We start from the raw sequence: 11658 nt of genomic DNA, 5'->3' as shown, positions 1-11658 counted from the left end.
AGATGCGAATCATTGCTGGGCTTGCAAAAGGTCGCACTATCGACGCTGTTTCCTCTTCTACTCGTCCTACATCAGATCGTGCACGTGAAGCGCTCTTTTCTACACTCGCCTCTGAATTCGGAGATTTCGACGGACTCAACGTTCTCGATCTATATGCAGGAACAGGTGCCATAGCTCTTGAAGCGTTATCCCGCGGGGCATCTGTTGTTCATGCAGTGGAAAAGGATGACTCTGCCGCAAAGGCGATCACAAGCAATCATGAAAATCTGAAGAGTGCGCATTGCCCCGGAATTTTCCATCTTTATGCAATGAGCGTGCATCGATTTTTGCAAGATAAAGCTGCTCATCAATATCACTTCATCTATATCGACCCACCATATGAAGTCGATGACCTTGATGTTATAGAAACACTCATTCAGTTACGTGATGGTGGCTATTTGCATCCACAAGCACTCATTGCTATCGAACGTAATTCGCGAGTGAAAGAGATTTCATGGCCTGATGGATTAGAAGCGGTACGTGAAAAGAATTACGGTCAGGCGACAATCTTCTATGGGGCTCCCACGCTGGGCGATGGCGAAAATGGATAACCACAGCAATCATTGCTAGCGTTTGCACTATGAAACGCGCTGTGTGCCCAGGATCCTTTGATCCCATCACGTATGGCCACCTCGACATCATCGAGCGCGCAAGCGGGCAATTTGATGAAGTAATCGTTGCAGTCTTCGTTAACCGTAATAAATCAGGGCTCTTCTCTATCCAAGAGCGCATCGACATGATCGCTGAAAATGTGAAGAAGTTCCCTAATGTGCGCGTTGATTCAGGAAGCGGACTCCTCGTCGAGTACTGCAAGAAGAATGGCGTGCAGGCTATTGTGAAAGGTCTTCGCGCAGTTACTGACTTCGATTACGAACTTCAGATGGCGCAAGTACATATCCAAGCATCTGGCGTGGAGACGATGTTTATGGCTACATCTCCCACCCACTCATTCTTATCTTCATCCATTGTGAAGGAACTCGCACACTACGGTGGCGATGTCTCATCAATGGTTCCGGCAAATGTCAACGCAGCACTGAAAGCAAGAGCAGAGGTACAGAAATGACAATGGACTCAATCGAAAAACTCAACACTGCGATTGCAATCGTTGAAGAAGCTCGTGGCGTTCCACTCTCTGCTTCATGCGTCGTCCATCGCGGTGAGATGCTTGAAATCCTCGAAGGTGCTCGCGATGTTCTTCCTGCCGATTTATCTGGCGCCGAAGAGATCATTACAAAGCGCGACCAAATTATTGAAGAGGGGCGCACAAGCGCTGAATCAATGATTGCAACTGCACGCGAAGATGTCGCTCGCATGGTCGAGCAGACTTCAATCGTTCAAGCAGCTCGTGATGAAGCCCAGCGCATCCTCGATGAAGCGCGCGATGTAGCCGAAGATGAGCGCCGTGAAGTTGAGGCATATATCGATGGACGTCTGGCAACTCTTGAAGTAATTCTCAATAAGACCATGGAAGCTGTTGCACGCGGTCGCGAACGCCTTGAGGGTGCTGACGATAAAGATATTCTTTCGCAGCTCAACTCTGATGACTAAGAAAGCCAACCCATTCCTGCTTAACACCCACGAACTACCTCGTCGTGCGGGGGAGCTCAAGGAGTACGAGCTCGATATTGAAGCTAACGCTCGCATTGGCGTTCCACTTATTGCAGTTCCTGAAGGCGATGTCATCGAAGCCGATGTGCGCCTTGAATCAGTTACCGAAGGCGTACTGCTGAGTGCAGATATCTATGCTGTTGCGATTGGCGAATGTATTCGTTGTCTCGATACCGTCGAACAAGTTGTCGAACGTAAAATTCAAGAGCTTTATCGATACGAACCAACCAATGAAAAGGGTCGTAAGAAGCGCCGCGAAGAAGACGATATTGATCTAGATGTTGAGGATGAACTCCAGATGGAGGGCGATGTCATGAACCTTGAGATCCCCATCATCGATGCCATCATCTTGGCCTTGCCTGTGAACCCCCTCTGCTCGGAGGAGTGCCTAGGCCTCTGTCCAGACTGTGGCGAGAAGTGGGCGAGCCTGCCTGAGGACCATGCCCACGAGGTCATCGATGCCCGCTGGTCAGGCCTTGAAAAGCTCGATTTTGGCAAAACCGATAAATAAGCGATACTTACGCCCATAGCAGCGGCAATTTTGTTGAAGCTCTCCATAGAACCTAAGAAGATTAAGGACGATTACCGTGCCAGTACCAAAGCGAAAGATGTCTCGTTCGAAGACACGTTCACGTCGAAGCATGTGGAAGACAACTGCTGCAGCAATCTCAACCTGCCCACAGTGCCAGGCTCCAAAGCTCAACCACGTTGCATGCCCTACATGCGGTACATACAACCGCCGTCAGGTTCTCGAGGTCTGATCTGTTCTCAAAACTTCTTGAGCAATTAGGCGTTGAACTTTCTCCTGAACTGCTCGAGTTAGCTTTTACCCATCGCTCTTTTGCGTATGAGACAGGTATTACAACCACTAACGAACGCCTTGAATTTCTAGGTGACTCTGTTCTTGGTCTCATTGTTACTGAAGAGCTCTATCTTAAATATCCAGATCTCGACGAAAGTCGTCTCTCTCCGCTGCGCTCTGGCATCGTCAATATGCGTGCGCTCGCAGATATCGCTCGAACTCTCGATCTAGGTAAGTACATCCGCCTTGGAAAGGGCGAAGAAGTCACCAATGGTCGCGATAAGAACTCACTTCTTGCCGATGCACTTGAAGCTCTTATTGGCGCTATCTATCTCGAACGCGGTTTTGCCGAATGCACAACTGTCGTCAACCGATTGATCGCCGATACTCTCGAAAGTGCGATGGCAAAAGGCGCAGGACTTGATGGAAAGACCGCACTCCAAGAACTCCTTGCTTCACTCGGTAAAGGTTCACCAGAATATGTAGTGACAGAAACCGGCCCAGATCACGATAAGAGTTTCACTGCTGTCGCAATGGTTTTGGGTGAAGCAGTTGCAGAAGGCCTTGGAAAGAGCAAGCGAGAGGCAGAACAATCTGCTGCGCGCACCGCCTTCGAATTACTTTCGCAACAACAGATTTCTTAGTCAAAACCCTGCAGTTAAGACAAACCCTCAAGTAGAACTTGAACCGAGTCGCTTTTATACCAATGGCTCGCGCAACGATAGGTTAACCGCGTGTATTTGAAGAGCCTCACCCTCAAAGGATTTAAATCCTTTGCTTCGGCGACCACTCTTCGCCTCGAACCCGGAATCACCTGCGTGGTCGGTCCTAACGGTTCTGGAAAATCAAACGTCGTTGATGCACTCACCTGGGTTATGGGTGAACAAGGTGCAAAGTCACTTCGCGGCGGAAAGATGGAAGACGTTATCTTCGCCGGAACTTCTGGTCGTGCACCACTAGGCCGTGCAGAAGTGGCAGTAACAATTGATAACACCGATGGCGCGCTCCCTATCGATTACACCGAAGTAACTATCTCTCGCATTCTCTTCCGCAATGGACAGAGCGAATATCAGATCAATGGAGAAGCATCACGTCTTCTTGATATCCAAGAACTCTTGAGCGATTCAGGTATCGGTCGCGAGATGCACGTCATCGTTGGCCAGGGCCAACTTGATGCAATCTTGATGGCAACACCTGAAGAGCGTCGCGGATTTATCGAAGAAGCTGCAGGTGTACTCAAGCACCGCAAGCGTAAAGAGAAGGCGATTCGTAAGCTCGACTCGATGCAGGCGAACCTTGCTCGCGTAAACGATCTCACCGTCGAACTCCGTCGCCAACTTCGCCCATTGGGTAAGCAAGCTGAGGTCGCAAAGAAGGCGGCAACAATCCAAGCTGATTTACGCGACGCGAAGTTGCGTCTGCTTGCCGATGATTACATCTCTCTTTCAAAGACACTGGATGCAGAAGTTGCAGACGAGAACGCGCTACGCGAGCGTCGCGCAGATGTTGAAGGCGAACTCGACAAGGTACGTCGTCGCGAAGAAGAGCTCGACGCACAGTCTGCCTTTGAAAGCCCGCTTCTTATTAAGGCGCAAGAGAACTTCTATTCACTTAGCGGTCTTCGCGAGAAGTTCCGCGGAACTCAATCTCTAGCGCAGGAACGCTCACGCTTCCTTGCTGAAGAGGCAGAAGAAGCGCGCAGCGCAGGACGTGATCCTGAAGCGCTCGATCAAGAAGCAGCAACTCTTCGCCAAGAAGAAGCCCAACTTCGTAGGGCAGTTGTTGAAGCGCAGAACGCGCTAGCTGCATCGACTGCAGCACTTGCTACATCAGAAGCTGCACTCAAAGCTGAAGAAGACACTATTGCTGCTGCAATGCGCGCAATTGCAGATCAGCGTGAAGGTACTGCGCGCCAAGAGGGACATATCAAATCTCTTGCTGCCCGCCTTGAAGCAATCACCGAGGAAATATCTCGACTTGCAGCAGCTCGCGCAGAAGCACAATCACGCGTTGATTCAGCAAAGAGCGATTATGCAAAGTTTGAGATGGAGATCGGAAACGCCGATGCTGGCGAACAAGGTCTCGATTCACAATTCGAAGGCGCAAAGAATTCACTCGATGCAGCTAAGAAAGCTCACGCTGAACTCGTTGATGCAGAACGCGCCGCAGATCGCGAACGCAATGCCACCGAATCAAAGCTTGAAGCGATGCGCCTTACATCCGATTCACGAGACGGGGCAGCAGCTCTTATCCGTGATTCCCGTGGCGTTCAGATACTTGGAAGCATCGCCTCACTCATTCAGATTGATTCTGGTTGGGAGGCTGCAACTGCAGCAGCACTTGGCTCGCTCGCAGATGCAGTAGTTGTTAAAGATCTTTCATCTGCTGTCAGTGCGCTCACAACTCTTCGCAGCGAGAACTTGGGCCAGGCAGATGTCTTGGTCTACGAACCAGGTCAGCGCACGGGTGGCGAAACCCCTTCAGGCCAAACATCACTTCTTAGCCATGTTCGCTCATCTGAAATCTCAGAACTTCTCGCTTCTCTTCTTGCAACAACAGTCGTTGCAGACAATGCGCGGGGCGCTGAATCAATCCTTCGCCAGCACCCACATGTAACCGTAGTTACACGTGATGGTGATGTCATTACATCTCACCGTGCACGTGGTGGTTCCGCTTCCTCTACTTCACTGATCGAAATCAAGGCGCTTGTCGATGACCTCGCTAAGAAGCTCGAAGACCTTAACCACAAGTGTGATCGACTTAAATTTGAAATCTCAACAGCTGCAACAGAGGTAGAAGCAAAACAAGCTGCCTTTGATACAGCGCTCGGAAAGCTCAACGAATCTGATGCTCGCATTGCAGCGATTACAGAGCAACTTGCAGTCTCTGGTCAGAACATCAAATCTGCAACTGCCGAAGTTGAACGCCTTACCGTTGCAATTAATGAGGCAACGGCTGCAAAGTCACGCGATGAGAACGAACTTTCTATCGCTTCAAATCAGATGCAGAACCATGGCGAGATTGCAGAACCTGATCACGCACGCGCTGAAACTCTCCGTAACGATGTATCAAATGCTCGTACTGCAGAAGTAGAAGCACGTCTTGCAGTGCGCACCTCTGAAGAGCGAGTGGCATCGATTGCAGCACGCGCACTTGCTCTTGAAGAATCCGCAAAGGCTGAACGTGAAGCATCAGAACGCGCTGTCTCTCGTCGCGGTGCACGTGCACGAGGAGCAGTAATTTCGCAGGCGATCGCAGAGGCCGCCTATGAAGCACTTATCAATATTGAACGCTCTATCGCAAAAGCACAGACAGAGCGCACCCGACTCGAGAACGCTCGATCAGATCGCGAAGGCGAGACCCTCACGGTTCGTGCTCGTAACCGCGAACTCACACAAGAACTTGATCAGCTCACCTCAAGTGTTCACCGCGACGAAATTGCTCGCGCAGAGCAACGTATGCGTGTTGAAGCTCTTCAGACCAAGGCTGTGGAAGAACTTGGCATTGATATCCCAACTCTCGTGGCTGAATACGGTCCTGATAAAGATGTCCCAACATTTATCGAAACCGAAGAGGGCGAAATCGTTGCCACCGAACTCATTCCTTATCGTCGCGATCAACAAGAGAAGCGCCTGGCAGCAACTGAGCGCTCATTGACCTTGCTCGGAAAGATCAACCCACTCGCTCTCGAGGAGTACAACGCCCTCGAAGAACGCTTGAAGTTCTTGGCTGAACAGCTGGAAGATCTCAAGCGCACTAAGAAGGATCTCCTTGACATCATCAAGGAAGTTGATGATCGAGTACAGCAGATCTTCATGGAAGCATACGAAGAAGTTGCAGAACACTTTAAAGATATCTTCTCGCGCCTCTTCCCAGGTGGAGACGGTCGCCTCTTCCTCACCAACCCTGATGATTTGCTCAATACAGGTGTCGATGTTGAGGCACGACCACCAGGAAAGCGCGTCAAGCGCCTCTCGCTCCTTTCAGGCGGAGAGAAGTCACTTACTGCCGTTGCAATGTTGGTCGCAATCTTCAAGTCACGTCCAAGTCCGTTCTACGTACTCGATGAAGTTGAAGCAGCGCTCGATGATGTAAACCTCGGTCGTCTTCTTACAATCCTTGAAGAGCTTCGCGAAAGTTCTCAGCTGATCATCATTACCCACCAAAAGCGCACCATGGAAATCGCTGATGCGCTCTACGGCGTGACAATGCGCGGCGATGGCGTGACTGAAGTTATTTCGCAGCGTCTGCGCGAATCTGAAACTGCCTAACTTCATTAGGTTGTAAGCGATGGGTCTCTTCAATCGGTTAATCGCCAAAGTTCGCGGAACTTCTACTGCTTCAGCCCTGGATTGGTCTGAGATTGAAGTCGAACTTCTTGCCTCCGATTTAGGTCCTTCACTGGTTGCCGAGCTACTTGCTGCATCGAAGAAGATGCGTGGCGATGATGCTGAATCTGCAGTCAAAGAGATTCTTACTTCAAAACTTTCCTCAAAGCCACGTGCACTGCGAAGTGATCTTTCAACAAATGTCATCATGGTCGTTGGAGTTAATGGAACCGGCAAGACAACATCTGTCGCAAAACTTGCCACCTTGCTCCACAAGAACGGTGAGTCAGTAACACTGGCAGCAGCGGACACCTTCCGAGCTGCAGCTGTTGATCAGCTGACAACCTGGGGCCAGCGCATTGGCGTCGAAGTCATTGCGGGTAAAGAGAACGCAGAACCAGCATCAGTGGCATTTGATAGCGTGAAACGCGCCGTCGAACTCGGCAGCAAATATCTGATCGTTGATACAGCAGGACGCCTGCACAATAAGAGCGATCTGATGGCTGAACTTGGAAAGGTAAAGCGAGTCATTGAAAAGGGCGCACCACTTGCTGAAGTTCTTCTCGTGATTGATGGCACCACCGGTCAAAATGGATTGGCGCAAGCAAAAATCTTTAGTGAAGCAGTTGAAGTCACCGGCCTTATTGTTACCAAACTCGATGGAAGCGCCCGCGGGGGAGTTGCCCTAGCAATCGAGAGCGAGCTCGATATTCCGATTAAGTTCATCGGGACAGGCGAGTCTGCTCAGGATTTCGCCCCATTCGAGCCTGAGGCCTATATCGCCGGCCTGCTCGCGTAACCCGCTCGTAACACAACGGGCCATTTTGTGACCCTTTCTTAACCTGCAAATCCTTCATATGTAACTCACTTCATGCATCTTTACGCCATCTCAACGACGAGTGCCCCTCATCTTTGGAAATGGATTAGATATGGAAGACGTAGTTCTTAACGGTGGAGACACCGCTTGGATGTTAGCAAGTACTGCATTAGTACTTCTTATGACACCTGGTTTGGCATTCTTCTACGGAGGAATGGTTCGTACAAAGAGCGTTCTCAACATGATGATGATGTCGATGATCACAATGGGAATCGTAAGTGTTCTCTGGGTTATCTACGGATTTGAATTAGCGTTCGGACATTCAGCTGATTCACCTTGGTATGGAGGAATTGGCTTTAGCGGATTCGGCGGAATGGTTAATGACTTCACCAACAACGGTGGCGTCTACCCAATTCCTGTTCTCGTATTCGCAGCATTCCAGCTCATGTTTGCGATCATCACTCCTGCACTTATTTCTGGTGCAATTGCAGATCGCGCAAAGTTCTCATCATGGGCAATCTTCGTTGCTATCTGGTCAACAGTTGTGTACTTCCCAGTTGCACACTGGGTATTCGCATTTGGAAACAAGGTTGGCGACACGATTACAGGCACTGGTTATCTTGCAGGCAAGGGTCTTGAAGACTTTGCAGGCGGAACTGCAGTTCACATCAATGCTGGAGCTGCCGGCCTTGCGCTAGCTATCGTTCTAGGAAAGCGCATCGGATGGCGCAAAGAATCTATGCGTCCTCACTCATTGCCATTGGTAATGCTTGGCGCAGGACTCTTGTGGTTTGGATGGTTTGGCTTCAACGCTGGATCGTCACTTGCTGCAAATGGAATCGCAGGACTTGCATTTATGAATACTCAAGTTGCAACAGCTGGCGCAGTACTCGGCTGGTTGCTCGTTGAGAAGATTCGTAACGGTCATGCAACTTCACTCGGAGCAGCTTCTGGAGCAGTTGCAGGTCTTGTCGCAATCACCCCAGCTTGTGCATTCGTAGCTCCATGGGCTGCTGTAGTTATCGGACTTATCTCAGGAATCCTCTGCTCACTTGCAGTCGGAATCAAGTACAAGTTCGGCTTCGATGATTCACTCGATGTCGTTGGCGTTCACCTTGTCGGTGGTATCTGGGGCTCACTCTCAGTTGGATTCTTCGGCACACATGTTGTCAACAGCATCGGGATCGATGGAATCTTCTACGGCGGCGGAACTGATCTCCTAGTGAAGCAATCACTGGGCGTTGGCGTAGTCGCTGCATATTCATTTATTGCAACTCTGATTATTGGTTTTGCAATCGAGAAGACAATCGGCTTCCGCGTTTCACGTGAAGTTGAAATCGAAGGCATCGACCTCAAGGAACATGCTGAATCCGCATACGAACTAGCAAGCTCATCACGTGGAGGTGCATCACTATGAAGTTGATTACCGCAATTCTGAAGCCGTTTAAGTTAGATGAAGTAAAAGATGCTCTGCAAGCTGCAGGCGTTACAGGTATGACTGTCTCTGAGGCCAGTGGTTTTGGTCGCCAGCGCGGACATACCGAGGTCTATCGAGGTGCCGAATACACCGTGGACCTAGTTCCAAAAGTCCGTCTCGAAGTTCTCGTTGATGATAAAGACGCTGCATCAGTAGTAGATGTCATTGTCAAAGCAGCATCAACGGGTTCAATCGGTGATGGAAAGGTCTGGACTACTCCGGTAGATCAGGTTGTTCGTGTACGCACGGGCGAAAAGGGAGCAGACGCAATTTAGTCTCTTCATCTATCCACGTAAGACAAACTAAGATTGGCGACATGGGAACACGAGAAAGACGCAATAGATCAAACGAGGGTGATCTGCTTCTTTCTTCTCTCTTCTCAAGTAGTGGCGCTAATCCGCACGATGTAGCAATCGCCGCGGTCGGAGGTTTCGGCCGCGGCGAGCTATCTCCAGGTTCAGATTTAGATATCGTCATCATTCATACGGGAGGACTTCCCGAAAAAGAACTTTCCGAGCTTGTTAATAAGATTCTGTACCCGTTGTGGGATCAGAATGTAAAGATTGATCATTCGGTTCGCACTCGCTCTGAAATTCGCGATGTCGCCGATTCAGATCTCAAAGTTGCAATGGGCTTACTTGATATTCGCCTTGTATGTGGAAGCGCCGATTTAGTCGCTGCCGTGCAGGTGGATGCCCTTGAATCTTGGCGCCGTAATTCAAAGAGCAGATTGCAAGAACTTGAGGCATCTCTAACTGAACGCCACAAGCGCATCGGAGAACTGGCCTACCTTCTTGAACCTGATTTAAAGGAAGCGCGCGGAGGTTTACGCGATATCACCTCACTTCGCGCCATACATAAATCATCCGCAATTGCGGTACCCATCGAACGCATTAGTGTCGCCGAATCCATTCTGGCCAATGTCCGCGAGGCGCTTCACATAGTCAGCGGGCGAGATAAAGATCGCCTCCTCTTTCAAGAGCAAGATAAAGTTGCTGAGCATCTCGGTTATACAGATGCAGATGCGCTTATGAGCGATGTTGCACAAGCAGCTCGATCAGTTGATTACTTATTAGACTCAACTTTTTACAGGCTGGCTCATAAAGGAAAAGATGGCGCTGGTCGCTTCCTCAAGAAAGTTCGCTCTACTCCGCTATCTCGAGATATCTCGGTTTCCAATAAAGAAGTAGTCATAAGTGGCGATGCCGATTTCTCACTGGATCCCGTTATCGGATTGCGCGCTGCCGCATCGGCTGCTCAACTGGGGTTGCCGATTTCAATGGATTCGCTAGAACGACTTTCTGCAAGCCTCAGTAAGAAAGTCGGGCAACTTCCAAATCCATGGCCCCGAGATGCGCGCGAGAATCTGATCTCACTGATCGGCGCTGGTTCAGCAATGGTTCAGATCTTTGAAGCCCTAGATCAGGAAGAAATCATCTTTCACTGGATTCCAGAGTGGAAAGCGGTACGTTCGCTGCCACAGCGCAATGTTCTGCATAGACATACAGTTGATCGCCATATGGTTGAGACTGCAGTGCAAGCCGCAGCACTTACACGCCAAGTGCATCGCCCTGACATCCTGCTCTTTAGCGCGCTCTTCCATGACATTGGTAAAGGCACAGAAGAAGATCACTCAGAACGCGGCATGCGTCTGATTGAACCACTAGCCAAGCGAATTGGTTTCGACGCCGACGATGTTGAAACTATCAAACTTCTTGTGAAGCATCATCTGCTCTTATCTGCCACTGCTACTCGCCGCGATCTTGATGATCCGGCAACAATTGCCTCAGTTGTTGAAGTAATCCCAAATCTGCAAGTACTCGAACTCTTGCACGCGCTCAGCATCGCTGATGGTGAAGCAACGGGCCGCGCAGCTTGGACCGATTGGAAAGCTTCACTGGTGGCTGAATTGGTAAAGCGCGTAGAGCTAGCGATTACCGATAACACAGTGGCGCTGCAGCCCGAGCTGACTGAAGATCAACGTCAGAAGGCGGAGAGTGGAGTTCTTGCTGTATCAATCGAAGATCGCGAAAGCGTTTATGCCATTGAAATCGTCGTTCCCGATAAAACTGGACTTCTCTCAATAGTTGCAGGCGTTCTCAATCTCTTACGCCTAGATGTCAGATCTGCACGTACTAAGTCTCACGGAAATTCTGCTGTGATGGAGTGGATTGTTATTCCCGATCCTCATGCACCGCCGTTATCGGAGAAGAAGTTGCATCAGGAACTCCATGATGCGCTAGAAAGTAAGAGCTCACTTGCTCGCCGTATTGAAGAGCGCATCGAGGCTTATGCCCAACTGCCGACAATTCCTGTGCCAGATCCGATTGTCGATATCTTCGCCGATGCTGCGACAGACGCCACCATTATTGAAGTACGCAGCCATGACCGACCTGCCTTGCTCTTTGGTATCGGTGATTCCATCACTAAGAGCAATATCGATATCCGCTCAGCAATCGTCACAACCCTTGGCGCTGAAGCGATCGATACCTTGTATGTCACAGAAATTGGTGGGGGTCCGCTCAGCTCTGAACGCGCTGATGAAGTGGCAACTCGTTTGAGGTCTGCGCTCAAGTAGAGTTCCACC

At 50.0% G+C, this 11658-nt stretch carries 11 protein-coding genes; all 11 read left to right on the top strand.

What is annotated here, in order from left to right; translation table 11 throughout:
- The first annotated feature begins 2 nt into the window (after nt 1-2).
- The 11 genes from rsmD (at nt 3) to AC8GFK_RS04400 (ending at nt 11649) form a co-directional block, all read left to right on the top strand.
- Entirely contained in the window at nt 3-590 is a 588-nt protein-coding gene (rsmD, locus tag AC8GFK_RS04450; RefSeq protein WP_506624830.1) for a 16S rRNA (guanine(966)-N(2))-methyltransferase RsmD, read from the top strand.
- A 29-nt stretch (nt 591-619) separates the two neighbouring features.
- Complete coding sequence (gene coaD, locus AC8GFK_RS04445) at nt 620-1102, top strand: pantetheine-phosphate adenylyltransferase (protein ID WP_506624829.1); 483 nt, start codon at nt 620-622, stop codon at nt 1100-1102.
- Nucleotides 1099-1587: an ATP synthase subunit B family protein gene (locus AC8GFK_RS04440; RefSeq protein ID WP_223298405.1), complete on the top strand. Its 489-nt coding sequence runs from the start codon at nt 1099-1101 to the stop codon at nt 1585-1587. The genes coaD and AC8GFK_RS04440 overlap by 4 nt, the downstream gene beginning before the upstream one ends.
- Nucleotides 1580-2158 carry a YceD family protein gene (locus AC8GFK_RS04435; RefSeq protein ID WP_506624828.1) on the top strand — a complete coding sequence of 193 codons (579 nt, stop codon included), beginning with the start codon at nt 1580-1582 and terminating at the stop codon, nt 2156-2158. Before AC8GFK_RS04440 ends, AC8GFK_RS04435 begins: the two co-directional genes overlap by 8 nt.
- A 76-nt stretch (nt 2159-2234) precedes the next feature.
- Entirely contained in the window at nt 2235-2408 is a 174-nt protein-coding gene (rpmF, locus tag AC8GFK_RS04430; protein ID WP_095673701.1) for a 50S ribosomal protein L32, read from the top strand.
- A 49-nt stretch (nt 2409-2457) separates the two neighbouring features.
- On the top strand, nt 2458-3093 hold the full coding sequence (gene rnc / locus AC8GFK_RS04425; protein ID WP_420021862.1) for a ribonuclease III: 636 nt from the start codon (nt 2458-2460) through the stop codon (nt 3091-3093).
- 90 nt (nt 3094-3183) lie between these two features.
- A complete protein-coding gene (gene smc, locus AC8GFK_RS04420) occupies nt 3184-6720 on the top strand; it encodes a chromosome segregation protein SMC (RefSeq protein ID WP_506624827.1) in 3537 nt (1178 codons plus the stop codon).
- 19 nt (nt 6721-6739) lie between these two features.
- On the top strand, nt 6740-7576 hold the full coding sequence (gene ftsY, locus AC8GFK_RS04415) for a signal recognition particle-docking protein FtsY (RefSeq protein WP_506624826.1): 837 nt from the start codon (nt 6740-6742) through the stop codon (nt 7574-7576).
- Nucleotides 7577-7706: 130 nt separating this feature from the next.
- On the top strand, nt 7707-9011 hold the full coding sequence (locus tag AC8GFK_RS04410; protein ID WP_095673698.1) for an ammonium transporter: 1305 nt from the start codon (nt 7707-7709) through the stop codon (nt 9009-9011).
- A complete protein-coding gene (locus AC8GFK_RS04405; protein ID WP_095673697.1) occupies nt 9008-9346 on the top strand; it encodes a P-II family nitrogen regulator in 339 nt (112 codons plus the stop codon). Before AC8GFK_RS04410 ends, AC8GFK_RS04405 begins: the two co-directional genes overlap by 4 nt.
- On the top strand, nt 9280-11649 hold the full coding sequence (locus AC8GFK_RS04400) for a [protein-PII] uridylyltransferase (RefSeq protein WP_506625788.1): 2370 nt from the start codon (nt 9280-9282) through the stop codon (nt 11647-11649). Before AC8GFK_RS04405 ends, AC8GFK_RS04400 begins: the two co-directional genes overlap by 67 nt.
- Nucleotides 11650-11658 lie beyond the last annotated feature (9 nt).

Source organism: Planktophila turicensis (SeqCode) (genome assembly GCF_965234405.1).
Classification (GTDB): domain Bacteria; phylum Actinomycetota; class Actinomycetes; order Nanopelagicales; family Nanopelagicaceae; genus Planktophila; species Planktophila turicensis.
This window is presented reverse-complemented; position numbering and strand designations above follow the sequence as displayed.

Excerpts from the sequence above, each read along its gene's own strand:
- rsmD (WP_506624830.1), top strand. The coding sequence starts at position 3 with ATGCGAATCATTGCTGGGCTTGCAAAAGGTCGCACTATCGACGCTGTT.
- coaD (WP_506624829.1), top strand. The coding sequence starts at position 620 with ATGAAACGCGCTGTGTGCCCAGGATCCTTTGATCCCATCACGTATGGC.
- AC8GFK_RS04440 (WP_223298405.1), top strand. The coding sequence starts at position 1,099 with ATGACAATGGACTCAATCGAAAAACTCAACACTGCGATTGCAATCGTT.
- AC8GFK_RS04435 (WP_506624828.1), top strand. The coding sequence starts at position 1,580 with ATGACTAAGAAAGCCAACCCATTCCTGCTTAACACCCACGAACTACCT.
- ftsY (WP_506624826.1), top strand. The coding sequence starts at position 6,740 with ATGGGTCTCTTCAATCGGTTAATCGCCAAAGTTCGCGGAACTTCTACT.
- AC8GFK_RS04410 (WP_095673698.1), top strand. The coding sequence starts at position 7,707 with ATGGAAGACGTAGTTCTTAACGGTGGAGACACCGCTTGGATGTTAGCA.
- AC8GFK_RS04405 (WP_095673697.1), top strand. The coding sequence starts at position 9,008 with ATGAAGTTGATTACCGCAATTCTGAAGCCGTTTAAGTTAGATGAAGTA.